Source organism: Ruegeria sp. CG11, assembly GCF_056537245.1.
Genome location: NZ_JBQFRE010000020.1, coordinates 1 through 25150 on the forward strand (window position 1 = coordinate 1; position 25150 = coordinate 25150).

The window sequence follows — 25150 nt, forward strand, 5'->3', positions numbered from 1 at the left end:
GACAACTCTTTGAGATTTGGTGAAAGAGCGCGTGTAGGCATGTCGAAAGTCACTGACTGTTCCTGGCCAGTTGGCGGAATGGAAGCTGATCTAGACAGTAGGTCAAGGAACGCAATACCAACTGATCGTGGAAGTGGGCCTCGCATGCTTCGTCTTGTACCGGCGAAAATTCTCAGTGTTTATGAGAGGCGGTGCAAACGCGTTCGCGGCATCCTGCACCGGTGTAGGTGTGCGAAGTGTTTTGCGCACACTTACAGTTAACTCGGGTCGCGCAGGGTGCCACCTAGCAAAGATGTGCTTTGCAGCCTGGCACTATTCAGCTGCCAGCGCTTTCTGCCTGCAATAGCAGGATGCCTTGATTGGCACCTCGGCGCGCGCGACGGCCTTGTCCAGTTGCAACTTGATGTGAGCGGCTTCGACCGTTTCGCCACGTCGAGTGAGACACTCGTGCAGGCCATGCAGGCTCCAGACGTTACCCGGATGCTGACAGGCCCGGCTAAGCGTTGCATCCAGACCAAGGTCTGCGCGGTAAACGGATTCGGCTTCTTCCATCTGGCCTTGTTCAAGAAGAAGTGCGCCCAGTGCATGACGGGTGGGTTGCATCCACCCCCAGGGCTCGTCGTAGGGGAGGTTATCGTCGATCTCGACCGACTTTCGAAGATGGTCAAAGGCCGTTTCGTGCTCTCCTTTGTGATAGGCTAGTTCACCCAGCATCATTTGCTCGGCGACCTTCAGAATGTCCTGGCATGTGTTGTTGAACAGCATTCGGGTTTCAGGAACTCTGGCCAGGGCATCATAGAATTTGGTTTTTTCACTCTCGGCGTCAGCGATCCTGTGCAGGTTGGCCAAGGCAACCGTCCTTGCATACCGCATCATGGCGAGGGTCACGCTGTAAAGCTCTTCATCCTCTGGCAGATCCTGATCGAGAATATCTTGCCAGCGTCCAAACCTGATCAGCACATGCTGCTTCATAGGAATGAAGCCTTCAAACCAGTCAGCCATCGGCCGTAGAGTGTCTGACGGCAAGGTTTCGTTCAGCTCTTCGGCTGCCTCGATTGCCGCTGAAGGTTGCCCCAGAAACATCGCTCCGTAGATTTTGAAGTGATAGTTGTGGCACCGATATACGGAGTAGAAGTTGTCAGGCCCTTCGCGCTGTAGAAACTTCCGATCCGCCAATATGGCTTTGTGATTGCGCAGAACCACGTTCATGTAGTCTCCGCACAAAACGTCGATGTGGGTTGGCATGTGCAGCAAATGCCCGGCCTCGGGCACCAGCGTGCTGAGCACATCGCCGTGACGAAGCGCCCGCTCGGGGTGCGGTGACATTTCCATCAGGTGAATGTACATATGCAATAGTCCTGCGTGCGCCCACGCTCCGGGAAGTGTATTGAACGCATTTTCGAGCACGGAAATGGCCTCAAGCGTATCGGCTCCTTCGGCGGGCTTCCCGGTCGGCAAATCCCAAAGCTGCCAGGGCGTCCGGTTCATGATCGACTCGGCCAGGATCGCACAGACATCCAGGTCCTGGTTGAATTCGGCGTGAACCTTTCGCATCGCATCGGCGAAGGCATCGTTCCAGGGGCTGAAATCTTCGATATCAGATGAGTCCGGGTAACGCGCTGGAATTGCTTTGATGAGCGCACGTTCAACGGGTGTCAGCTGGCCTTTTAACGACGTAGCAGCAACGATTGACGCTTTCGCCAAGGCGATACAGTCAGGCTTCTCGTCTTCTTCGAATGTTTCCCAAGGCTTGTTGTAGTTCGGTCCAATACAATACGCGATGCCCCAGTGCGCCATTGCGCAGCCTGGATCGGCAGTCACTGCTTTTTGAAAGCACACAATCGCTTCTTCGTGGTTGTACGCGTAGGTCCATGCCAAGCCCCGGTCAAACCAAAGCTGAGCTTCTTTCGACGAGGTCGTAACTTTTCGGCTATAAGTCCCGAGGTCATAATATTCCATAATGGTATCCCCCCAGTATAAGGAAAGAGATTACCACAATGGACCGATTTTCGATACCGGTGGAGTGCCAGGGCCTGCGCTGGGACTGGTATGTTGCAAGCCGCATCCCAGACCACAATGTTCAAAATTGAAATCAAGCTCGGTTGATTGAAATATTAGCGTCGCGTTGCAACCCGCTACGACGAGCGATCACCTCCGCGCCATTCTTACCGTGTTTTGTCGCGATTGGGTGTGGAACTAAAAAACGGGGAGCGTTTGTCAGGATCGCTGAATTGGCGCCACTGAGATAGCTAACGATGCGCCTCGCTACACTTTGTTTGATGTCGAAGTGACCCGTTTGAATAATCTGTGAGGCCGGACAGCGGACACCCGCTACGCAATGTTCGAAGAGCCGTTCAGCGAACAATTCAAACTGTCATGGCTTCTCAACCAAAGCTCTTGCGCTTCAGGTTTCGTTTTGAGGAATGGGTTGGAAAGTAAATTGTCATCATTGACAAAGTAAGTTTAATCGTTATTTGTCAATTGTGACAATTTATGAGACCCAAATGCCAAGACCTTCTCTGAAAGACCAAAGATCCCATGAGATTCTGGATGGTTACCTCACATGCGTGGCGCGGTTCGGGCTCGAAGGTGCGACACAGGAACGGATTGCCGAGGAAGCTGGCGTCAAACGCCCGCTTCTACGTCATTACCTGGGCAACAAGGATGAGATGATCACAGCACTGGCCGACTATGTCGTTGCCGGGTTCGCTGAATCGCTGGAGGGGCTTCGTCAGGCCTTACCAAGCGGGGCAACACCATCTGATCTTGTGGACACGCTGTTTGCCGATGACAGCGGGACCGATCCGCGGTTGATGCTGGCTTATCAGGCGCTGGTGACGGCTGTTCCGGCTCGACCGGATCTGAGGCAGGACCTGATGGGCAGCCTCACGGAATTCTTTGACGTGGTTGAGGATATCCTGAAACGCGCTACCCCGGATGCGTCGGATGCACGCATTCGTGCGGTGACACAGGGAATCTCGGCAATTTTTGTCAGCATGGATGCCTTGTCTCCGCTGGAGCCACCCGCAATTTGGCGCGCCGAATTAAAACTGGCGGCCTCCTTGCTGGCCTCGACCTTGGAGACCAAATAATGAGCCACGCCAGAACAGCGAACTATATCGCTCTACCCATCCTGTTGGCAGCCACTGCGCTGGGTCTCTACTGGGTATGGGGATTGCTCTTTGTATGGTGGGTCGTCCCGACAATTCTGAACGGGCAGGCCTTTCTGGTCTTCGAGATCAACCGCACAGAGGACCCGATCTTGTATTGGGCCATCGTCGGTCTCTGGGCGGCGCTGGGTCTGATGATGATCGCCGCCAGCCTTTTTCCCCAATACGCCCATCTACTTGCCTGAGGTTTTGAGATGACCAAAATGTATCACCATCTGCCGGTCGAGGCTTACACCGCACAAGACTGGTTCGATCGAGAACAACAGATGATCTTTTCGCGCACCTGGAGGTTCGCGGGATTGGTCGAGGATATCGAAGGTCCGGGGCACTATCTTTCCGTTCAGGCGGGCCTGAACAACCTGTTCATCGTGATGGGACGCGATCACCGCCTGCGCGCGTTTCACAATATCTGCCGCCACCGGGGTACTCAATTGATCCGGGCGGTCGGCAAAACGCAGAAGGCGCTGACTTGCCCTTATCACGACTGGACTTACGATCTGGAAGGCAATCTGATCTCAGTGCCCGATGAGGCGTCCGAGTTCCCCGACGGTGTCGATAAATCCTGCCTTGGCCTAAAGCCGGCCAGCGTGGACGTCTGGCGCGGCATGTTGTTCGTACACCCCGACCCGGGCGCGCCGACCTTGGCTGAGTGGTTTGGGGCAGTGGCACCTCACCTAGGCCCTCACAAGCCCGAAGAACTGGTCGAATATACGGAAGGTCGGAATACCTACGAGATCAAGGCCAACTGGAAGATCGTTGTTGAGAACTACATCGACGTCTACCACCTGAGCCATCTGCATTCGAATACCCTGCATATGTATGACCACGCCAAGGCCGAATACGGGTGGCAAGGGCCGCACTATCACTTTTGGGAACCCCCGTCGGCGGATTATGCAAAGAACCACGAAGCCAACATCCCGATGCCGCGCACGATCCCCGAACCGCATGTCGGCGCATGGGTTCCGATGCTGTTTCCCGGCATTGGCATCGGAGCCAGCGAGGAAAGCTGGAACCTGTTCATCATCACTCCGCTTGCCCCGAACCTGACGCGGGTCGAGAACAGAACGAAACTGGCGAACGTATCGGACTGGGCATTTCAGAAACAACAGTGGAAAAGCTGGGGCTTCTGGAAGGAATTCGGCGGCGCAAAATACCACGGGGATGATGCCGCGGGTGAAGACGACCCGATGGCATCTGGAGATTTCACGGCCGAGGATATCTATGCCTGCGAACAACAGCAGAAGTCTTTGAAAAGCCCGTACCTTGAAATCGGTCCGGCTGGGGTTGGCGAAAGCCCGATCACAAAGCACCAGAAAGCGGTGCTGGCGTTCATGCAGGACGACTGAGCTATGCGGAGGCTGATCATGAAACCAGTACAAGCCACCCTGATCGGTGTCGCGCTTGCTTCGGGTCTGGTGCTGACGGCGCAGGCAGACGCGCCTGAGGACATCGCTGCACGCATCGTGCAGGCCAAAGACGAACAAAGCCTGCTGGCCACATGGGACAACTGGCACCCCGACGCCACGCATCGGGTCATCCTCAAATATGGCATGGGGCAAGCGGATGATGTCTTCTCATACCAGATCGCCGATATCACCGAAGCGGAAGACCCCGAACTCGCTAAGGCGTTAGAAGGGTACACGGAAACCACACGGTCCGCGCCTCAGATCACTGCACGATCCGAAGATGGCGTCCAACACGTCACCGCAGTGACCTACGTCGATTATGATTGGCAGGGATATGCTGGCAAAATGCTTCAGACCGATGAGTTTGTCTTTGAATCCTATCTGGGCGGATCGGTGATCCGGTCTTTGACCACGACTTACGACTACCGATGATGGGTATCCCGATGCAACGTGACTTTCATCCACTAACCGTATCTGAAATCCGCACGGAAATCGGAGGCGCGGCCACCAATGTGACCTTTGACGTCCCTCCGGCCCTGACCGATCTGTTTCAATGGACAGCCGGGCAGCATCTGACGGTCAGGTTTCTGATCAACGGAGAGGAGCACCGGCGCAGCTACACGATCTCGAACCCTCCCGGGTCCGCGCTGCGTATCACTGTCAAACGCGTCAAAGGCGGGATCGTCTCGAACCATATCGGCGACACCCTGTCGGCGGGGGATACGGTCGAGGTCATGCCCCCCTTCGGACAGTTCACTTTGAACCCCGGAGCCCTGAAACGCCGCACCCACTATTTCTTTGGTGCCGGCAGTGGCATCACGCCATTGTACGCAATGATCAACGCTGTTCTGGCAGACGAGCCTCATTCCGTGGCGCATCTGGTCTTTGGCAACACAAACGCCGACAGCATCATTTTCCGACAGGAGCTGGAGCAGTTACAGGCGCAATACCCGCAGCGGTTCACTCTGCGACATGTTCTGTCCCACCCCGCCTTGCTCAGCTGGTTCAGCCCCTGGCGCACGGGGCGGTTGGATGCCGCTGCCATCGGGGCCGCAATTGACGAAACGCCTCCGGTTGCACAGGACGCCCAATACTGGATCTGCGGCCCTGGCAGCATGAACGCGGACCTTCGGGCAGTGCTGCAAAACCTGGACGTTCCCGATGACCGCATTCACAAGGAGAGCTTTGGCGGGGATACCGAAAGCGACCTGAGTGTATCCGGGATCGCGGCGACGGCCCAAATTGAGCTGAATGGCGTTTGGCATGACGTACCGGTTGCTGAGGGCCAGACCCTACTCGAAGCTACCCGATCAGCAGGGTTAAACCCACCATTCAGTTGCCAGTCCGGAGTTTGCGGGGCCTGCATGGCCCGCCTAACCGAAGGAGCCGTCCATATGCGGAACCGGATCGCGCTTGAAGACGATGATATATCTAAGGGGCTCATTCTGTGCTGCCAAAGTGTTGCCACGCAAAAGAACATTGCTTTGAGGTTTGAGGACTGATTTTGGCTAGTGTAGCGACCCCACGTGCCGAAAAACGGGTCAAAACATTTCTGAGCGCTGTGGGATCGGCAGACGTCAGCTGACCGCGGCCGCTAGTGACGGATCGTCTACCAATTGCTTGAGCAAGCGCGCCTGCCTGACCTTGGGGTCCAACTCGGGATCACTCAAATATGCCAGCATGTGAGGCACGTTTTCATCGATCTGCTCTTGCGTCGCCAAGGCCATCCCGTGGGCCACGAACGGCCGAAGATAGGTCATGCCCGCCAAGATCGCCGTCTGCTGGAACGGTTTTAGAAACTCGGCCATCGAAAAATTGTTGTATCCGCCCGCATGGTAGCTGTGTTCAGGCCCACCGGTCGAGACGAGGATCAGAAGCTCGCGCCCCTTCAGGTGATCACCGCCCGGTCCGTAGGCGAAGCCGTAGCTCAGAACCTGATCCATCCAGGCTTTCATCACCGGTGGGGCAGAATACCAGTAAAACGGAAATTGAAACACGATCCGATCATGGGCCAGCAGCAGGGCTTGCTCGGCTTCAACATCAAAGCGCATCTCGGCGCCGCCGATGGCGGTCAGATCGCGGGTGGTTACATCGGCCACACCCGAGAGAGCTTGGAACCAGGCGCGGTTGATGCGTGATTTGCCCAGGTCCGGATGGGCGGTGAGAACGAGGGTTTTCATGTATCTGCCTCTTGCAGGAGCTTCGCGGAGTAGAAGGTAATCAGGGGATGGCCATCGGGGCGGGTGTCAAAGCGCCAGTTTTCCTGAACGTGCGCTTCGATCTTTTCACCCGCAATGGTCGTGGCGCGAAACAAAACTTCGAACTGCGCCGCGCCGGGGGAAATCTCGATCTTGCTGACGTGATGCTCGGTCGGGCGTTGCAGGGTTTGCAGCACTCCGGCATACCAATCGCGCATGCGGTCATGCCCGGTCAGAGTGGTATCGACGTCGGGCATGTCCCAGTCCACATCGGGATGCAGGTCTGGTAGGAACGCCTCGATCGGGTCCAACCGGTCAAACCGGCTAAACCAGTCAGCGATGAATGTGCGTATCTCGGGATAATCGGTCATGAGTTTCACCTGGTGATCGGTTATTTGGCCAGTCGCTCGGGCACCGGGGCCAGAGTATATTGCGACCAGAAAAACGTGTTGGCCGAGTCCTGATCGGCTGACATGTTGGTCGCCTCGACGATCTTGCCGTCTTCGATCCGGTAAACCAGCGCCCATGTCGTATCGACATTTGGTTTGCCTTCTGCGTTCGACCAGCCGCGGTGGATATCAACCACGTGGGTTTCGTCCGCACCGAAATAGATGGGTTCAGCTTGGAACCCGGCGACACCGAGTTGTTCGAAAAAGGCAAGCACCTCGTCACGGCCGATCTTGGTGCCGGACAAGGGATGGCGACCGGGGATATGCCATTTGACGTTTTCGTCCATCACGGCGGCGATGCCGTCCAGATCATTCGCGCCGTAGGCGGCAAAAAAATCCTGTACGACCTTGATATTGTCTTCGGGGGATGCCGCCATGGCAGTTTGTCCTGCGATCAATGTGGCGGTGAGGGCAACAGCTTTGTTCAGAGAGTTCATCTTGTGTCCTCCGGGGAAAATTGGCGACAGCCTTCTGGGCGGTGATGCCGTGAAGGTAATAATCCTTGCGTTTCGTGATAATTCCCCCATCAATCACTACTTTCATGTATGAAGTCGAATAATTGTGAAGTCCGGAAACGCTGTGCGCCTGCCACTTGCAACGCTTGAAATCTTTACCGCCATTGCGCGCCATGGATCGTTGCGCGCCGCAGCCGAGGCGCTGGGCATCAAGCCTTCGACCGTCAGCCACCAATTGAAAGCGCTTGAGGATCAATTGGGCACCGCGCTTTTCATTCGCACCACCCGCTCGATCAGCCTGACCGAGGCCGGGCGCGCCCTGATCCGCGGCGCCGGACCGGCGTTTGACCAACTGTCCGAAGCTGTCGAAAGCGCGCGCAGCACCGGCCACGCCGCGCGCGGTACACTGAAATTGGCGATGCCGGAGTTCGCCTATCACCTTTTTGTCGGTCCGCACCTAAATGGGTTTTGTGCCGAATACCCCGAGATCGAGCTGGAATTGTCGCTAACCGATGCGTTGTCGGATATTCTGGGCGAAGAACTTCATGCCGGGTTCCGTTTGGGGGATCGTGTCGCGCAGGACATGGTGGCGGTACGGCTGACGCAGCCCTTGCCGCTTGCTGTTGTGGCAAGCCCGGACTACCTGTCGCTAAAAGGAACCCCGGAAACGCCGCGAGATCTTCTTGGGCATAGCTGTATTCGCTACAGATTTCAGTCCTCGGGCCAGATTGCACCATGGAGCTTTCAATCGAGCGAGGGAGAGTACTCTGTCGACGTGCGGGGCAATCTGATCACGAATACGCTTCCAGCCTCTGTCGATTTGGCAAAGAGAGGATTGGGGCTGGCTTATACGTTCAAAGCCTATGTCGCCCCACATATCGATGCGGGATCTCTGACAGCCGTCCTTGACGACCATTTGGGGCTAACTCCGGGTATCTTTATGTATTTCCCCCGAGAATACAGGTCGATGATGCCCCTGAGGCTGTTCATCGAGCACCTAAAACGCCAGAAACGCTTTTGACCTGGGGCCGGGAAACGCCATTTCACGAACATTGTCTGCCATGCCGATACCTGCAAAGCTGTCCTCGCCCTCAGCCGGAGCCCGCACTTGCCCTTGAAATATGCCGATATCTACCCTTCAGAACCGCTGCTCAACAGTGATGCGATGCAGCGCCCTTCGGCGGCGGGGTTGATGTCGGTGCGGTACTTTCGGGCCGAGCCAGACCGGATGCCGGAAGACGTATTTGCGGAACACCATGTTCTTTTGAACCTTCAGGAAAAAGGGCATCGCGTTCAGAATTGGCGGGATGGCAGGCTGCGGGATTTCATATTTCGCAAGGATGAGGTCATCGTGACGCCTGCAGGTGTTCGGTCGGGCTGGCGTTGGTACGGGCAGTCCGACGTGATTGTCATCACCTTGCATCCGGACAAGGTGAAGCACTTTGCCCAGGCCGAGCTTGGGATGCTGCTGGCGCCCGAACAGTTTCACGATCTGCCGCAGTTTTCTGATCCTGACCTATGTGCCGCGGGTGTCATTCTGCGTGACGCGCTTGAAACCGACGATATGTCCTCGGTTGTCATGTTCGAAGCGATGAGCCGGGTGTTTCTGGTCAAACTGCTGCAGAAATACGGGAAACGCCGCGCTGAAGAGATTGAGCTGTCGGCGCGCTTCTCGTCCCAGCATTATCAACGGGTGCTGGCCTTTGTGCAGGACAGGTTGGAACAGACAATCACCGTAGATCAGATGGCGTCTGAGGTGGGCATGAGCCCCTCGCATTTCGCGCGGGTGTTCAAGGAAACGCTCGGCTCGACTCCAATGCAGTATGTCATGGCCTACCGGATCGAACAGGCGATGAAGATGATGCAGGATCAGGCCCGACCTCTGGGGGACATCGCGTTGGCCTGCGGATTTTCCGATCAAGCGCATTTTACGCGCAGCTTCAAACAAGTGGTCGGCCAAACACCGCGTGCGTTCCGCGCAACGAATGCCGCCTGAAGCAGGATCCTTCAAAAACGCGGCAGTCCGGTGCAAGTTTGTCCGGCTTCCCAAAAGTATCTTTTTGGTCATCGGGCCTACGCCCAACCAGACAGACTTTGGGAGATACCGCCATGAAAACCCTCGCTCTGAACACCGCTGCTGCTTTGTTGGCTTCGTCAGCCGCCATCGCTCAGGTCGAAACCCGTGCCGTGACATTCGAAAACGAAGGGGCAACCCTGTCCGGCACGCTTTACCTGCCAGAAGAACGCGGTGATGCGCCGTTGCCGACTGTTGTTGTAACAGGGGCCTGGACCTCGGTTCAGGAACAAATGCCCGCTAACTATGCCCGTGAAATGGCCGAACGGGGATTTGCCGCCTTCACCTTCGATTTCCGGGGTTGGGGTAAATCGGGCGATCTGCCGAACAAGGTACGTTTTGTTGAAAGCCCCTCGTCCAAGACCTCGGACATCAAAGCTGCGATCGCATTCGTCGCGACTCTGCCCGAAGTGGACGCCGATCACATCAACGGTCTGGGGATTTGCGCATCAGCCGGGTACATGATCGATGCTGTATCCGGTAACCCGCTGGTTCAGCGCCTCGGCCTTGTCGCACCCTGGCTGCAAAACGCTGAAATCGTCGAGACGGTTTATGGTGGCGCAGAAGGCGTTGCCAGTCTGATCGAGCTGTCCCACGCAGCCGAAGCCGCAGGTGGTCAGATCATTCCCGCTGCGGGCCCCGAGGGTGCCGAAGGTGTGCTGATGCCGATAGGTGGCTACTACTACGAGGCCGACCGCGGCGCGATCCCGGAATACGACGACAAATGGAACAATGCGGGTTGGGAAGGCTGGCTAACCTACCACCCGGCCGATAACCCGCAGCGTTTGGATAAACCGCTGGCTATTGTCCATTCGGAAAGTGCCGCGATCCCGCAGGGTGTTCAGACCTTCCTGGCCCGGTTTGCGGGCGAAGCGACGGCGCAATGGCTGGAGGATGTCACTCAGTTCGATTTCTACGACAACCCCGAGGATGTCACCCGCGCGGCAGACACCGTGGCCGACCATTTCCGCGCTGGTCAGTCCAACTAAGCCCTGTCCGGGGCGCCGGGGTTCCCTTCGGCGTCCATCCTCATCCATTCGGAGCCTTCTTATGCACAGGAAACTCATCTCTGCCCTTGCAGCCGTGACCCTGCTCGGGACCGCAGCATTTGCCGAGGAACAAATCGCCATCTCGACTACAATCACGGATATCGCCGCTGGTGCAGATCGCCATGACTGGACCCGTGTGCGTACCGCTTTCGCCGACACCGTGACCGTTGATTACACCAGCCTTTGGGGCGGTGAACGGGCAACGCAACCCGCCGATGACCTTGTGGCGGGGTGGGCGGCTTTCCTTCCCGGGTTCGACAGCACGCATCACATGGTGGCCAACCATTCAATCACCTCTCTGACAGCTATAGCCGCCACCGTGCAGGCCGATTTCACGGCGACCCATCGCCTTGACGATGGCTTGTGGGTCCTGGGTGGCCGCTATGATTATGAGCTTGCGAAATCAGACGACCGTTGGGTTGTCACCTCGATGACCATGACCGCACTCTGGGAAACGGGCGACCGCAACCTTGTCGCCGTTGCCGGCGAACGCGCGGCCGAAGCGAAGTGAGAGAAGAGATCATGACCAGTCAGCGCATCGCACTCGTGACCGGAGCCAATCGCGGCATCGGTAAAGAAGTCTCCCGCCAACTGGCGCAAGACCACGGGGTTAAAGTTCTTGTTGGCGCGCGCGATCTGGAAAAAGGGCGGGCTGCTGCACAGGAGATTGGCCATGGGGCGGAAGCCTTGCAATTGGATGTATCCGATCCGGATTCAATCGTAGCTGCCTTCGTTCTCTTGATTGAAACTACTTATGAGCGCCTCGATGTTCTGGTGAACAACGCGGGCGTGGATTACGACACGGACCAACAGGCCCACCACGCCGATCTTGAGCGGGTGCGCCGTGCGTTTGATACGAACCTTTTCGGCCCGTGGGAGACCACCATCGCAGCGGTACCGCTGTTGCAACGCGGACAGGACGCTCGGATCGTAAACGTGTCCTCAGGCGCGGGGTCGCTGACCGGCATGTCCGCCGGCACGCCCGGGTATGGCGTTTCCAAAGCGGCTCTGAACGCGCTGACCATCAAAACCGCTGCCGAATTGAAACCACATGGCATTCTCGTTAACGCCGTATGCCCCGGCTGGGTGGCCACGGATATGGGCGGCGGGGGGTGTCCGGTTTCCGAAGGCGCCAAAGGTGTCGTCTGGGCGGCAACCTTGCCAAAAAACGGCCCGACCGGCGGGTTCTTTCGCGATGGCGTTGCGATTGATTGGTAGATCTATCCCGGCACCATGAAATCAATCAACTTCCTGACCCTTGCCGGCAAAAGGCGGCGGCTGGGATAAACGGCGAACATGTCTCGCGTCAGTGGTACGGCGTCCGTGACCTCAAGCTGTTGCAATTCTCCGCCCATCATATCCTGAGGCAGCATTGCAACGCCTAGGTTGCGTCGAGCGGCCTGCGCGATGACTTCAAGGTCAGCCAAGCTGTGCGCGGTATGCTTCGGGTGCAGCGTTTCCCCGGTTTCAAGGACCCAGGGCTGACCGGCCGTCAGTGCGGGCAAGCCTTGAAAGTCCTGCCGCGATACCGGCGAGTTTAGTCTCCGTTCCCGGATGAAACTCAGACCAGCGCAAAAGCAGTAGGGAACCGACCACAGCCGCTTCGCGATCAGGCTGGAATCAGTCAGTGGGCCGACCCGAAAGGCCAGGTCGATATTGTCGCGAAAGAAGTCCAGCATGACATTTGTAGTTGTCAGTTCGAGTTCCACATCCGGGTTCTGTTCCGCAAAATCCAGCAGGCGTGGGCCTATTGTCGTGCGGGCGGCCAGTGGCGGTGCCGTTATGCGGATGCTTTGACGTCTGGTGTCGTGGGCAAAACCCGCAACGCCCTCAAGCGCCTCAATCGGGTTATGGCAGCGGTCCAGAAGGCGGCGACCCTCCTCGGTCAGGCGGACTTGGCGGGTTGTCCGCTCAAACAGTTTGGTGCCCAGATGGTCCTCTAACTCTGCAACCCTGCGGCTGACCCGGCTGAGCGGTATGCCCAAGCGGTCCGCGGCCTTGGAAAAGCTGAGGTGGTTGGCGACAACGGTAAACAGGGCAAGGTCATTGTAGATCATTATCCTATTTTTGGGATGATCTATGTTGAAATCAATCATTATCATATTGCGATTGGACTTCTACCTTCTGCTCAACAGAAGGAGACACATCATGCCTTTCGCTATTGAAATCACTCACACCGGTGGGCCAGAAGTTTTGCGCAAAACCGACCGTGCGGCTCCGGCCTCCGGTACCCAAGAAATCCTGATCCGCAACCACGCCGGAGCAGTCAACTTTATCGACACGATCATCCGCAGGGGCGAGATGCCCGAGGGGATGGTGCCTGATCTGCCTCATGTGCCAGGTGTTGAAGGGGCCGGAATTGTCGAAGCCTTAGGTGAGGGTGTCGAGGGTATCTCTGTGGGCGATCGCGTGGCGTGGATGGGGCCGATTGGTGCGGGCGGTTACGGTACGCATTCCGTGATCGGTGCGCCCTATGTGACCCCGTTGGCTGACATGATCAGTTTTGAAATCGCAGCGGCGACCCCGGTCAACGCGATGACCGCCTATCACATGCTGGTCAATCTGGGCGGTGCAGCGGCGGGCAAGTCCGTGCTGGTTCACGCGGCCGCGGGCGGTGTCGGCACCATGGCCCTGCACATAGCCAAGCATCTGGGCATGACCGTGATCGCCTCGGCCAGCACCGACAAGGTTGGGTATGCCAAAGATCAAGGCGCCGACCACGTCATCGACTATCGCACCGAAGATGTTACCGCACGGGTGATGGAGATCACCGGCGGGCGCGGCGTGGATCTGACGCTGAACCCGATCTCGGGCGAGTCTCTTAAATCCGACCTCGACGCACTGGCTCCGCTAGGCACGGCGGTTCTGTTCGGGTTCCTTGCGGGTCCACCCACAGGCAGCTTTGCCGAGGATTTGGCGAAACATTTCCAGAAGTCAGTCTCAGCCAGGGTCAGCGACATCTACACCTATTTCATCAACCACCCTGATCGGTTCAGCGCGGATATGGCCATCGTGTTCGACCTGTTGAAGGCCGGCGTTCTGCGCCCGCAGGTCACCACCTTGCCCATTGCCGAAGCCGCCGAAGCGCACCGCCGTCTGGAAGCAGGTGAAACCACCGGCAAGCTGGTGCTGAGCATCGACTGACATACCCGCCCTGACAATAAAGGAGCATAGCAGTGAGCACAGTTTTCGAGACCGCCCTGCAAGGCAAGCATATCGTCATCGTCGGTGGCAGCAGTGGTATGGGAAAGGCAACCGCAAAGATGGCCGCCGCCCTTGGAGCAAAAGTCACGATCGCCAGCCGCAGTTCGGTCAAGTTACAGGCGGCAGTCGAGGAAATCGGGTGCCGGGTGCAGATCGCGCCGGTGGATACGACTGATGAGGCTGGTGTGACATCCTGGGCCGGTGGGCTGGGACCGGTAGACCATCTGGTGATCTCTGCCTCAAGCGTCGCGCATGGGGCGTTCACGGATCTGCCCACGGACGACCTGCGCGCCATGTTCGAGGCCAAGTTCATCGGTCCCTACGTGGCTGCGCGCGAAGTGTTACCTGTGTTGGTCCAAGGCGGGTCCATCACGTTCTTTTCCGGTGTTCTCAGCCGTCGCCCATCTGCCGGGGCCACCGGTCTGGGCGCAGTAAATGCAGCGGTCGAGGCCCTGGCGAAAGGGTTGGCGCTGGAACTGTCCGGCAGAGCGCGGGTGAATAGCATCAGCCCCGGCATGGTTGCAACCGAAGCCTATGCCGCAATGCCGGATGAGGCGCGCGAAGGCATGTATGCCCAAGTTGCCGGTAGCCTGCCTGTCCGACGGGTCGGAGAGCCTGAGAACGTCGCGCAAGCTGCGATCATGGCGATGACAAACGGGTTTTTGACCGGCGCCGTGCTGGACGTGGATGGCGGCCACCTTGTGCGCAATTGATGCCTGACCCAATCCCAACGAAAAGAACGCAACATGCCCAAAACTGCCCTTTTGACAGGTGGCAACCAAGGTCTTGGCCTGGCTTTGGTCAAAGCATTGGCAAATCGTTTGGTGGCGGAGGATACGGTCTGTCTTGCCGCCTGATCCGAACAGCGTGGCATGGCGAGGGTGTCCGGATTGGGTCGAACGCAAGCGCAATTGCGGTGCCTCACGCTGAACCTCAAATCCGGCCACGATTCAGACCGCAGCTGCGCATTTGATATCCGAACATGGCAGTGTCGATATCGTCGCCCCAATTGCAGCGGCGCGCATTTCGAAAGAGCACCCTCGGACCGAGCAGGTGCGTAGATTCATTACGACGAACACTCTTGGCTCCTGCAATTTGTTCAGATCGCTGGAGCCGCTGTTAACCGCGAATGCGCGGTATTTGATTTTGGCAAGTTCGTTTGGACCAATGTCCGCTCAGTTTTCAGGGCTCAGCCGGTGCATAACTTCCGTCCTCGCGGTGCACTTCCCGTCCGCCGAGCGCCGGATTGAAGACGCAGACAAGCCGCAGATCAGTACCTGTGGCTTGCACCACATGCCGGTCATGTTGATCCAATGCATAGAGAGTGAACGGCTCAAGGGAATGCCAGGTTTCATCTCCAGCCACCCTGATCCGGCCCTGCCCCTCGATACAATAACACGCCTCTAGATGATGGGTGTACTCAAGCTTGAGCACGGTGTCCTTTTGGATGACCGTATCCATCAGCGTAAATCCCATGCCATCTGACGCCAGCAACAGCCTTCTGCTGTTCCAACCAGGCCCGGAAACGTCCCGATCCGTACCAAGAATATCTTTCAGCGCCGTCACAATCATTGCTCACGGCCTCTTTTCTATCGAACCGCGCGGTTCATCCCGCCGTCAGACAGTATGCTCTGACCGTTAATGTAGCGGGCCCCTTCGCTGGCCAGAAACACGCAAGCTTGTCCAATTTCCTCAAATGTTGCAGGCCGCTGCGCGGGGATTTCTCGGCGGGCCCGTTCAGACAGGTTCACGTTCTCGCAGAAACCGGGGAGCAGGTTGTTCATGCGAATGTTGTAGCGTGCATAACGATCCCCATAGAGCTTTGAGAAGCTGTGCAAAGCGCCGCGTAACATGCTCATGGGGTATGGCGCGCGAGGCTCGACCGCATTCATGGACGAGATGTTTACGAAAGCGCCGCCGCCTTGTTCGATCAGTATGGGCGTGACGATACGGGCAATCTTCACGACATTCAGCACATACATGTCCAGACTTTCGTGCCACAACTCGTCGCTGAGCTCCAAAAGTGGCCCGTCAAAGTCCGGATCGAAGCCCACGGTCTTGATGGCTTCTGGTACCGTTCCACCGTGACCCATATTGCTGACGATTGCATCTATCCGCCCATATTTGCTCATCGTGTCGTCGATCATCGCTTGCAGATCATCGACATCCAGCACAGAGCCGCGGCGGCCAATCCCGCCAAGCTCGTCCGCCAGTTCAACGGACCGGTTAGACGGAGACATCAGCGAAACCTTGTAGCCTGCCTTTGCCATTTCAATAGCGCAGCCCCGACCAATGCCTTGTCCTGTCCCTGTCATCAGCGTCACTTTGGTTATAGGCATGGTAAGCCCTTTCTCTCGGCGAATGGTGTGACGTTTCATAAGTTGAAGCCAGTGTACTCGCTTGGAATTCATCGGGACTATCGAGTTTATGGAACATTGCTGTTAGATTTTCTCACATGGCTGAAAACCTCAGACACCTTCGCGCCCTTCAGGCCTTTGACGAAACCGCAACCCGTTCCAGCCTGACCAAGGCAGCGGATGCTCTGAACGTCACCCACGGGGCGATCAGCCGGCAGATCAAGTTGCTGGAGCTGCACCTTGGCGTGACGCTTTTTCACCGCCGCCCCAATGGTGTTGAGCTGACCAAAGCCGGGGAACGCCTGCACCAATCAACGCGTGGGGCGTTTTCGGCCTTGCAGCTGGGCGTATCGGAGGTCAGGCGATTGCATCACCGCCAGTCGATTACGGTGTCTTTGTCCACGTCGCTGGCGCTCAAATGGCTTGTGCCGTTACTCAGCTCGTTTCAGCAAGAACATCCGGGTATCGCGTTGCTACTGGATACAAATGATACCTTTGCAAATTTCGATACGTCCGAGGTTGATGTTGCCCTGCGGTTTGGCAAACCCGGTTGGGGTGGGCTGTATCACGAGCAAATAAGACAAGAGGAACTGATCGTGGTGGCTGCGCCGTCCCTTGTTGGGAGAACGCGGCTACCTATGCGTGCTGATGACGTGGCTGACCTCCCGTTATTGCACGATGCCTTCAACGTCGGATGGGAAAGTTGGGCTGCGCAAGTTGGGCTGAATACGGATCGCATCAACTCCCAAAGCATCAAGTATGTAGACAGTGCCGTTCTGTTGGAGGCGGCGATAGATGGCCAAGGCGTGGCGTTGGCAAGACATCTCTTGGTCGAGAGGGACTTGGAACTCGGTCGGCTGATCCGCCTAGACGAAAGCCATGTTGCGCTGGATCGTGGGCTCTACTTCGTCTGTCGCCCCGGTGATCAGGAGCGGGTCACCGTAAGAATTTTCAAGAAGTGGCTCATGTCGCTTTGACGGTCAAATGCCAAGCAACAACGCGGAACGGGTGCTATGCGAAGCGATCTGCGGTTGTATCGCTCATCACTTCAGTTTGACGGCAAAGACGGCTGAGTACGCAGGCGCCGACCTGGATAACCTGGTGCGTATCTCCAAGCTCTGGTCGCGGGCTCCCAGATAAGCCGGTCGGATTGTTGTGAAAGTGGCTCTGAGCCTATCTAGCGGTCGGCATCGATCCCGCGCACACAACGATCAAGGACGAGCTTCGGGCACGTGGCTTCGGCAAAAGCATCCCCGCCTGTCACCAGGGAAACCGTCAGCTACACGGACAAAACAGCCTTGGCGAGCTCATTTCCGGGACTAATGTAGCGCCAATCTTCTGACTATTCCTTAAAGGGGAGGCTGGTATATGCTCCCACCTCGTTATTTCCTGAGCTTTCGTTGAATGCTTTGATCATGTCGTTCGTGGCTTGCGCGGCTGGGCGGTCGATACTCTCAAGATCGAACTCAGAAAACGGAAACTCCGCAGCAGAATCCGGGGGCTGTTTTGCCATCTGGACCGGTGCCGGGAAAGATTCCTCATTGGGTACACCCTGACGCGTACGAATTGTATCTTTCGTTACGTTCCACGTCATGAAATCAGCGGCCAAATCCAAGGGGCCGTCGTACGTTTCCCGTATTGCCGAATAAACGGCCAGCGCGATGTCGTGGTCATTTTGGAAGTGATAGCAAACCGCCAGCCGCGGCGCGGTATCAGACATAATCTTGCCGAAGGCTTGCGCAGCGGTGTGCCCTTGTGAGCCTACAAAAATCGCTTCCGATGGTGCAAATCCGTATTTCTCGATCATGAACTCAGGCGGGGTGAAGCACTCGTGGACGGCAAGATCCGCGCCGGCTGCATGCTCTCTCCACCATCGCGTCGGAAGCGTATCGGACGAAAAGGCGAACTTGAGGCCATTCCATTCCAGAAGGAAACTTACCGCTTGCTCACCGTGAATGGCTGGAAGTGTCCGGACCTGAACACCGTTTTCGTCGAAGATGACGTTGTTTACAGCTTTCCAGTCGAACTCGTTCACCTCAAGCTGCAAGCCGCGCGGATCGACTGCCGCGCCTCGGGTTGCTTCTTCCCACGCCCACATCTTCATCATGTGGTCCGCCCAGGACTTTGTGCCCCATTCCGGCTTGATCCCCTCGGGTCCCCAAAGACGTACAGGTGTCAGGCGGTTGTTCACAGGGCCGGTGAAGTAGAAGGCCGGAAAATCACCTGCGTGATCAAGGTGCAAATGTCCCAAAAAGACCTTGTCCAATTGATCCAGGGGAATCCCAAGCGCCATAATCCGTTCATACGACCCTTCACCCATATCGAAGATGAACTTTTCTCCATTCCCCAGCTCGACCAGGAAACACGCAGCAGCCTGTTTCAGGCGCGGCTGCGGCATTCCCGTTCCGCAAGCGACGACCCTCATTTCGTCCGGACCAAGGGTTTCCGTGCCAGGATAATATACTGTCTGGTTGGGATAAGGCTCGGTTCTAGACCATTCAGTAGGACCTTGGTTTTCCGCAACCAAACTCGTGGCAGACGAAGCGAATATCCCCGCTCCAAGTGCCATTGCGCGTACAAAAAACTTAGAAAACAACATTGAAAATCTCCCCCACTAGGACTCTGACAAAACGTACAACTGCGCGGATTCGACTCATCAAAGGATCGCAATTCTGGAATGCATTTGGCAAGTCTTGCCCTGAAACGCCAAGTGGACAGCCTTATGCAGGTTTTTGTTTGGGATTCGGTCCCGTCATCGGGATGGCGTTGATCCGCAGCGGGCGGGAAAGATGGTCATGGCGACCGCGGAGGCACTTGCCACGTGTGAGTGTAAGGCCTTGGGATTACACGCTTCGGAAAGATAATTCCGCCGACGCTAGCGATATCAGAAGATTCTTCTGGTCTGGGTGGTGGTAAATTCGCCACAAACACCATATGAACAGCGTCACGAGTTCATCAGGCAGAAAAACAGTCCCGTGTTCGACCTACCCGCGCAGCGCGCGCATCTCTCCGAAAAATATGACCTGGCCCCGTCGCCCGAGCTTGCCGAAAGCATGAGCGATATCTACGACCGCATGTCCCGCGTGGTCTCGCCCGTGGATTGGGCGATCTATGCGCCCTACGTGAAGGCGATCAACGACCTGAAAGCCGAGCGCAATGCAGTCATTCTGGGTCATAACTATATGACGCCCGAGATTTACCACGGCGTTTCCGATTTCGGCGGCGACAGCCTGCAGCTGGCGATCAAGGCGACTGAGGTCGAGGCGGATGTAATCGTGCAATGCGGCGTGCATTTCATGGCCGAGACCTCCAAAATCCTCAGCCCGCAGAAAACCGTGCTGATGCCGGATATGGAGGCTGGGTGCTCGCTGGCGGAATCGATCACCGCCGAGGGGATCGAAGAAATGCGCCGCCGCTATCCCGGCGCACCGGTGGTGTCCTATGTGAACACCACGGCCGAGGTCAAAGCGGCCTCGGACATCTGCTGTACATCGTCCAACGCGGCACAGATCGTTGCCGCGCAGGACAGTGACACGGTCATCATGACCCCGGACCAGTACCTGGCGCAGAATGTCGCCCGCGACGTTCCACAGAAGAACGTGGTCTGGTGGGAAGGGTCGTGCATCGTGCACGAACAGTACAGCGCCAATGACCTGCGCGACTTCCGCGAATGGAATCCAGGCACGCGCCTGATCGCGCATCCCGAATGTCCGCCGGACGTTGTGGCCGAGGCCGACTTCTCGGGTTCAACCAGCGGCATCATCAAATATGTCACCGATGAGAAGCCGGAAAAGGCGCTGCTGATCACGGAATGTTCGATGGCATCCAACATCGCCGATGAATTGCCCGAGGTCGAATTTGTCGGCCCCTGCAACATGTGCCCGTACATGAAGAAGATCACGCTGGAAAAGGTGCTGTTCGCGCTGGACACCATGACCGGACAGGTCGAGGTTGACGCGGGCGTGGCCGACAAGGCGCGCCTGTCGGTGCAGCGCATGATCGATTTGTCACGTAAACTGGGTATTTGATCGGCGACATGCAGATCGTTGAGACGCCGCGTGTGGTCATCATCGGGGCCGGGCTAGCGGCGGTTTATACCGCGCTGAAACTGGCCCCTTGTCCGGTCGTGATGATCTCGCCCGAGCCTTTGGGGTCCGGCGCAAGCTCGGCCTGGGCGCAGGGTGGCGTCGCAGCGGCGATGGCGCGGACGGATAGCCCCGAAGCCCATGCCGAGGATACCATGCGCGCGGGCGCCGGGTCGGTTCTGCGTGAGGTGGCCGAGTTCGTAACCCAGGCCGCGCCCGAGCATATCTATGACTTGTCCGACCTTGGTACCGGGTTCGACCGCACCACCGATGGCGGGTTTGTGCAGTCGCGAGAGGCGGCGCATTCCGCGGCGCGGGTGGTGCGGGTCAAGGGCGATCAGGCCGGGTCCGAGATCATGCGTGCGCTGATCGAAGAACTGCGCCAGACCCCAAGGATTCAGGTGATCGAAGGCGCGCAGGCCGTCGGATTGGAAAGTGACGGCTCCCGGGTCACTGGCGTTTACCTTACCAATGCGGATATGGCCGCAGCGCCAACCGTTCTGTTGCGCGGTGCGGCGCATGTGCTGGCCACCGGCGGGTCGTCGGGGCTCTACGCCCAGACCACCAATCCGGCGCGTATCCGGGGGCAGGGCATCGGTATGGCCGCCCGTGCCGGTGCCCGGATTGCCGACGCGGAATTCGTGCAGTTCCATCCCACCGCAATCGGTGTGGGTGAAGACCCGACGCCATTGGCGACAGAGGCGCTGCGTGGTGAAGGGGCTGTTCTGATCGACCGTGATGGCCACCGCTTCATGTCCGACATCCACCCCGATGCCGAACTGGCCCCGCGCGACACGGTTGCACGCGCCGTCTACCAGCAGGCGCAGGCGGGCAAGAGACCCGCTCTGGACACACGCCAAGCCATCGGGGCAGAGATCGCGACGCAATTCCCCGCCGTGACCGAGGCCTGCCTGCGCAATGGTGTTGATCCTGCGCACGACCCGATCCCGGTGACCGCCTCGGCGCATTATCATATGGGCGGGGTCGAAACCGATCTGGCAGGGCGCAGTTCTCTGACGGGGCTTTGGGTCTGTGGCGAGGCGGCCTCGACCGGGTTGCATGGCGCGAACCGCTTGGCCTCGAATGGATTGCTCGAGGCGCTGGTTTTTGCCCGCTCTTGCGCGCGGGACATTGCAGGTGAGATGACCACGCAGGCGGCGCTCGAGGTGGATGTACACCTGACCTCCGGCGACGAAGCCGCGTTGGATCAGGATGTGGCCACCCTGCGCCGCACCATGACGGAACATGTGGGCGTGGTGCGCGACGAAACGGGCCTGCGCCACGCCTTGACGCAGATCGCTGCGCTTGAGGCCAAGCACGCCGATTCCGAAGTGTTCCTCAACATGACAGCCACGGCCACGCTGATCGCCGCCGCCGCTTTGCTGCGCGAGGAAAGCCGCGGTGCGCATTACCGATCCGACTTCCCTGACCTTATTCCCGGCCCCGGCCAACGCTCTGCCCTGAAACTGACCGAGGCACTGGCCCTGCGGGACCGCATTGCAAAGGATGCAGCATGAATTACCCGGCTTTGCCCGACATGATCCTGGAACCCATGGTGCGCGCGGCGCTGATGGAGGATCTGGGCGCCAATGGCGATATCACCACCCTGACCGTGATCCCGGCGGATGCCACCTATAATGCGCGGCTGAACGCGCGCGAGGACGCGGTGGTGTCGGGGATGCAGATTGCCGCGCTGGCATTCCGTCTGGTCGATCCGTCGCTGCAGGTCACGACCCATATTGCCGACGGTCAGTGCTGCACCAAGGGTGATACGCTGATGGAAATCAAAGGCAGCGCGGCCTCGATCCTGTCGGGTGAGCGAGTGGCGTTGAACTTTGCCGGTCGTATGACCGGCGTGGCAACCGCAACGGCGGCGCTGGTGGCCGAGACCAAGGGCACCGAGGCGCGGATCACCTGCACCCGCAAGACCACGCCCGGCCTGCGCATTGTCGAAAAACAGGCGGTGCTGCATGGCGGTGGTTTCAATCACCGTTTCTCTTTGTCCGACGCGATCCTGATCAAGGATAACCACATCGCCGCCGCTGGGGGCGTGCGGGCGGTGCTCGAGGCCACCAAGGCCCGCGCCTCGCACATGATGAAGGTTGAAATTGAGGTGGACACGCTGAAGCAACTGGCCGAAGTGCTTGAGGTCGGCGGAGCCGATGTGGTGCTGTTGGACAACATGCCGCCCGAGACCTTGAAGCAGGCGGTCGCGCTGGTGGATGGCCGGATCGTCACCGAGGCCTCGGGCAATATCAGCCGTGACACGGTGGCCGCCGTGGCGGCGACCGGAGTGGATTACATCTCGTCCGGCGCGCTGACCCATTCCTACCGCACCATTGATATCGGGCTGGACTTCTAAGCTGCACAGCCTGAACAAAAGTGGCGCGCATCTGCAAAACGTGACACACCCTAGGCCTGAAAGATGTTCTGGTCAGGGTGCAGGCATGAAAGACGTCCCCAAAGTGGTCGAGGGTTATCCAGGGCGGTCGCTTGCCGTGGCCTTTGCAATCGGCATCGCGCTGGTGATCATCCTGTCGGTGTTCCTGTATATGTCGCGCGAAACCGGCAACCGCATTGGCGAGATGCGGCAGGCCTGGCACAGCTATTCGGTCGAAACCACGCCGCGCGGCTATTGGATCTCCGACATCCGTGCGGATTTCGGCTATGGCGGTCTGATTCACAATTTCAAGAACTACGTGCTTCGGCAGGACCCGGATTACGGCCCGATCCTGCGTCAGCAATCGGCTCGCCTGCTGGGGACGATTCAGGCCTATCGCAACTCGGACCCATCGCAGGTGGAACTGGACGCCTTGCGGCAGATCGAAGACGTTGCCCTGGAATATACCGGCAACATCCCCCTGATCGAAGAGGGTATCGCCGCAGGCCAGACCGCCGAACAGATCGATACCCGAGTGCGCGTCGATGACAGCGGCGCGCTGGCGGCTTTGGCAACGCTGGAAACCCTGTGGGTCGAAGAGCGGGATCGCAGCCTCTCGGGCATGGTACGCGCGTTTTCCGATGGCGAGCGGCTGGTGCGCAACTTCTCGGTTCTGCTGGTCGGGCTGATTGTTCTTGTCGGGGTGGTCGCCATCCTGACCACCTTGCTGATCGCCAACATCCTGCGCACCAACCGGCGCCTGCAGGCCGAACTGACCCTGCGCGAGCAGGTTGAACTGGCCGAACGCAAACTGGCCCGCGCGGTGGAGCAAAGCCCGACCTCGATCCTGATCACCGATACCGATCTGAATATCGAATACGCCAATCGCAAGTTCTTTGACCTCAGCGGGTATACGGCGGACGAGGTCTATGGCCATTCACCCAAGTTGCTGCAATCGGGCTATTCCGGGCAGGGGGTCTACAAGGACCTGATGGGGCGGCTGAAACAGGGCCAAAGCTGGTACGGCGTGTTTCGGAACCTGCGCAAGGATGGCGCGCATTATTGGGTTTCGACGGCGATTTTCCCGCTGGTGGATCAGAACGGTTCTGTCACCCATTACATTGGTATCGGCGAAGACATCACCGAAACCCGTCGCACTCGCGAACAATTCGCTCAGGTGCAGAAGATGGAGGCCGTCAGCATCCTTGCAGGATCGGTCGCGCATGATTTCAACAACGTGCTGATGAGCGTGATCGGCAACGCTGATCTGATCGAACTGGATGCCGACGGGAACGAGGACGTCCAGACCTCGGTCAGTCACATCCGGATTGCGGCGCGGCGGGCGCAGGCGCTGGTGCGTAAGATGCTGACATTTGCCCGCCAGCGCCCGCGCAACCCGCAGCGCGGCGATCTGGTGAAAGCCACGCAAGAGGCGCTGGAGTTGATCAAGGTCTCGGCCCCGCCCAGAATTGAGACCCGCTTTGACATTGAGATTGACGCGGCCTTTTCCGATTTCGACACCACCCTGTTTTTCCAGACTCTTCTGAACCTGTGCCACAACGCGTTCGAGGCGATGGGCGACCAGCCCGGCGAGGTGGTGCTGCGGATCAGCCGGGCGGAGGACGACGCGCTGGATGACATGCCGGACGAGGCGATTGGCGTTATCCGTCTGGATGTCACCGACACCGGGCCGGGGATGAGCGACGAGGTACAGCAAAAAGTGTTCGAGCCGTTCTTCTCGACCAAACCGGTGGGCAAGGGCACCGGTCTTGGGCTGACCATCGTGCATAACAGTGTCGAGGAATCCCATGGCCGGGTCGAGCTGCACTCGGCACCCGGCAAGGGCACCCGGTTCAGTCTGTTTTATCCGATGATGCCCGCGCTCAGCCCCGAACAGCAGTCCGAACTGCGCGCAGTGGCCGGAGATGAACACGTTCTGCTGGTCGATGATGATGAAAACGTCCTGTATGTCACGCGCCGGCTGCTGACCCGCTATGGCTATCGGGTCGAGGCCTATTCCGATCCGCTACGGGCGCTGGAGGCGTTCCGTGCAGCACCAGAGAGCTATGATGTCCTTTTGACGGACCTGATGATGCCCGGGCTGACCGGTACCGATCTGATCGCTGCGGCGCGGGCTCTGCGGCCTGATATTCCGACCATTTTGGTCAGCAGTTATTTTGACGATGCAGAAACGCCTGACGATGGCGACTCGACCGTACGCGTTCAGAAACCCGTTGATGTCCAAAGTCTTGCACGCATTATCCGCACATCTTTGCATCAGGTTTCGAAACAAAATTTAACATCTCTTCACAGACCTTAACCT

Annotated in this window: 25 protein-coding genes; 17 read left to right on the forward strand and 8 right to left on the reverse strand. The window is 58.1% G+C overall.

Features of this window, described 5'->3' with window-relative positions; genetic code table 11:
- Nucleotides 1-312: 312 nt before the first annotated feature.
- The gene (locus ACR0KW_RS21175) at nt 313-1959 is read right to left on the reverse strand and encodes a hypothetical protein (protein ID WP_480806774.1); all 1647 of its coding nucleotides are present in this window, start codon (nt 1957-1959) and stop codon (nt 313-315) included.
- A gap of 545 nt (nt 1960-2504) precedes the next feature.
- Here ACR0KW_RS21175 and ACR0KW_RS21180 point away from each other — a divergent pair.
- Genes ACR0KW_RS21180 through ACR0KW_RS21200 form a run of 5 tightly spaced genes read left to right on the forward strand, consistent with a single transcriptional unit; the run spans nt 2505 to nt 6078 of the window.
- Nucleotides 2505-3092: a TetR/AcrR family transcriptional regulator gene (locus ACR0KW_RS21180; RefSeq protein WP_480806775.1), complete on the forward strand. Its 588-nt coding sequence runs from the start codon at nt 2505-2507 to the stop codon at nt 3090-3092.
- Nucleotides 3092-3355 carry a hypothetical protein gene (locus ACR0KW_RS21185; protein ID WP_480806776.1) on the forward strand — a complete coding sequence of 88 codons (264 nt, stop codon included), beginning with the start codon at nt 3092-3094 and terminating at the stop codon, nt 3353-3355. Before ACR0KW_RS21180 ends, ACR0KW_RS21185 begins: the two co-directional genes overlap by 1 nt.
- A 9-nt stretch (nt 3356-3364) precedes the next feature.
- A complete protein-coding gene (locus ACR0KW_RS21190; protein ID WP_480806777.1) occupies nt 3365-4516 on the forward strand; it encodes an aromatic ring-hydroxylating oxygenase subunit alpha in 1152 nt (383 codons plus the stop codon).
- 18 nt (nt 4517-4534) lie between these two features.
- The gene (locus ACR0KW_RS21195) at nt 4535-5008 is read left to right on the forward strand and encodes a hypothetical protein (protein ID WP_480806778.1); all 474 of its coding nucleotides are present in this window, start codon (nt 4535-4537) and stop codon (nt 5006-5008) included.
- An 11-nt stretch (nt 5009-5019) separates the two neighbouring features.
- Nucleotides 5020-6078, forward strand: coding sequence for a 2Fe-2S iron-sulfur cluster-binding protein (locus ACR0KW_RS21200; protein ID WP_480806779.1), 1059 nt, complete (start codon nt 5020-5022; stop codon nt 6076-6078).
- 75 nt (nt 6079-6153) lie between these two features.
- Here the strand turns inward: ACR0KW_RS21200 and ACR0KW_RS21205 are convergent, their stop codons facing one another.
- From ACR0KW_RS21205 to ACR0KW_RS21215, 3 genes are read right to left on the reverse strand one after another with little or no spacing between them, the layout of a single operon-like run.
- Nucleotides 6154-6756: an NAD(P)H-dependent oxidoreductase gene (locus tag ACR0KW_RS21205; RefSeq protein WP_480806780.1), complete on the reverse strand. Its 603-nt coding sequence runs from the start codon at nt 6754-6756 to the stop codon at nt 6154-6156.
- Nucleotides 6753-7145 carry a nuclear transport factor 2 family protein gene (locus ACR0KW_RS21210; protein WP_480806781.1) on the reverse strand — a complete coding sequence of 131 codons (393 nt, stop codon included), beginning with the start codon at nt 7143-7145 and terminating at the stop codon, nt 6753-6755. The genes ACR0KW_RS21205 and ACR0KW_RS21210 overlap by 4 nt, the downstream gene beginning before the upstream one ends.
- Before the next feature lie 20 nt (nt 7146-7165).
- On the reverse strand, nt 7166-7660 hold the full coding sequence (locus ACR0KW_RS21215; protein WP_480806782.1) for a nuclear transport factor 2 family protein: 495 nt from the start codon (nt 7658-7660) through the stop codon (nt 7166-7168).
- A gap of 142 nt (nt 7661-7802) precedes the next feature.
- Here ACR0KW_RS21215 and ACR0KW_RS21220 point away from each other — a divergent pair, with 142 nt between their 5' ends.
- The 5 genes from ACR0KW_RS21220 (at nt 7803) to ACR0KW_RS21240 (ending at nt 12019) form a co-directional block, all read left to right on the forward strand.
- A complete protein-coding gene (locus ACR0KW_RS21220) occupies nt 7803-8699 on the forward strand; it encodes a LysR family transcriptional regulator (protein WP_480806783.1) in 897 nt (298 codons plus the stop codon).
- An 87-nt stretch (nt 8700-8786) separates the two neighbouring features.
- The gene (locus tag ACR0KW_RS21225) at nt 8787-9674 is read left to right on the forward strand and encodes a helix-turn-helix domain-containing protein (protein WP_480806784.1); all 888 of its coding nucleotides are present in this window, start codon (nt 8787-8789) and stop codon (nt 9672-9674) included.
- 113 nt (nt 9675-9787) lie between these two features.
- Nucleotides 9788-10741: an alpha/beta hydrolase gene (locus ACR0KW_RS21230; RefSeq protein WP_480806785.1), complete on the forward strand. Its 954-nt coding sequence runs from the start codon at nt 9788-9790 to the stop codon at nt 10739-10741.
- Between the two features lie 61 nt (nt 10742-10802).
- Nucleotides 10803-11312: a nuclear transport factor 2 family protein gene (locus ACR0KW_RS21235; protein ID WP_480806786.1), complete on the forward strand. Its 510-nt coding sequence runs from the start codon at nt 10803-10805 to the stop codon at nt 11310-11312.
- A gap of 11 nt (nt 11313-11323) precedes the next feature.
- The gene (locus ACR0KW_RS21240) at nt 11324-12019 is read left to right on the forward strand and encodes an SDR family oxidoreductase (RefSeq protein ID WP_480806787.1); all 696 of its coding nucleotides are present in this window, start codon (nt 11324-11326) and stop codon (nt 12017-12019) included.
- 2 nt (nt 12020-12021) lie between these two features.
- On the opposite strand, the gene ACR0KW_RS21245 is transcribed toward ACR0KW_RS21240, so the two are convergent.
- Nucleotides 12022-12858 (reverse strand): LysR family transcriptional regulator, encoded by an 837-nt coding sequence (locus ACR0KW_RS21245; RefSeq protein ID WP_480806788.1) that lies wholly within the window; start codon nt 12856-12858, stop codon nt 12022-12024.
- Between the two features lie 91 nt (nt 12859-12949).
- Between ACR0KW_RS21245 and ACR0KW_RS21250 the strand changes: the two genes are divergently transcribed.
- Entirely contained in the window at nt 12950-13945 is a 996-nt protein-coding gene (locus tag ACR0KW_RS21250) for a zinc-binding dehydrogenase (RefSeq protein ID WP_480806789.1), read from the forward strand.
- A 32-nt stretch (nt 13946-13977) separates the two neighbouring features.
- Complete coding sequence (locus ACR0KW_RS21255) at nt 13978-14718, forward strand: SDR family oxidoreductase (RefSeq protein WP_480806790.1); 741 nt, start codon at nt 13978-13980, stop codon at nt 14716-14718.
- Between the two features lie 469 nt (nt 14719-15187).
- Here the strand turns inward: ACR0KW_RS21255 and ACR0KW_RS21260 are convergent, their stop codons facing one another.
- Together ACR0KW_RS21260 and ACR0KW_RS21265 are read right to left on the reverse strand one after the other, a co-directional pair.
- Nucleotides 15188-15577 carry an ectoine synthase gene (locus tag ACR0KW_RS21260; protein ID WP_480806791.1) on the reverse strand — a complete coding sequence of 130 codons (390 nt, stop codon included), beginning with the start codon at nt 15575-15577 and terminating at the stop codon, nt 15188-15190.
- Nucleotides 15578-15594: 17 nt separating this feature from the next.
- Entirely contained in the window at nt 15595-16344 is a 750-nt protein-coding gene (locus ACR0KW_RS21265; protein ID WP_480806792.1) for an SDR family oxidoreductase, read from the reverse strand.
- Between the two features lie 116 nt (nt 16345-16460).
- Here ACR0KW_RS21265 and ACR0KW_RS21270 point away from each other — a divergent pair, with 116 nt between their 5' ends.
- Complete coding sequence (locus ACR0KW_RS21270; RefSeq protein WP_480806793.1) at nt 16461-17339, forward strand: LysR substrate-binding domain-containing protein; 879 nt, start codon at nt 16461-16463, stop codon at nt 17337-17339.
- Nucleotides 17340-17704: 365 nt separating this feature from the next.
- Here ACR0KW_RS21270 and gntH read toward each other — a convergent pair whose 3' ends face one another.
- Entirely contained in the window at nt 17705-18961 is a 1257-nt protein-coding gene (gene gntH / locus ACR0KW_RS21275) for a guanitoxin biosynthesis MBL fold metallo-hydrolase GntH (RefSeq protein WP_480806794.1), read from the reverse strand.
- 376 nt (nt 18962-19337) lie between these two features.
- On the opposite strand from gntH, the gene nadA reads away from it, so the two are divergent.
- The 4 genes from nadA (at nt 19338) to ACR0KW_RS21295 (ending at nt 25147) form a co-directional block, all read left to right on the forward strand.
- Nucleotides 19338-20390 (forward strand): quinolinate synthase NadA, encoded by a 1053-nt coding sequence (nadA, locus tag ACR0KW_RS21280; protein WP_480806795.1) that lies wholly within the window; start codon nt 19338-19340, stop codon nt 20388-20390.
- Between the two features lie 8 nt (nt 20391-20398).
- Nucleotides 20399-21964, forward strand: a complete 1566-nt coding sequence (locus ACR0KW_RS21285) for an L-aspartate oxidase (RefSeq protein WP_480806796.1) — start codon at nt 20399-20401, stop codon at nt 21962-21964.
- Nucleotides 21961-22809 carry a carboxylating nicotinate-nucleotide diphosphorylase gene (nadC, locus tag ACR0KW_RS21290; protein ID WP_480806797.1) on the forward strand — a complete coding sequence of 283 codons (849 nt, stop codon included), beginning with the start codon at nt 21961-21963 and terminating at the stop codon, nt 22807-22809. Before ACR0KW_RS21285 ends, nadC begins: the two co-directional genes overlap by 4 nt.
- 85 nt (nt 22810-22894) lie before the next feature.
- Nucleotides 22895-25147 carry a hybrid sensor histidine kinase/response regulator gene (locus ACR0KW_RS21295; RefSeq protein ID WP_480806798.1) on the forward strand — a complete coding sequence of 751 codons (2253 nt, stop codon included), beginning with the start codon at nt 22895-22897 and terminating at the stop codon, nt 25145-25147.
- Nucleotides 25148-25150: the final 3 nt, after the last annotated feature.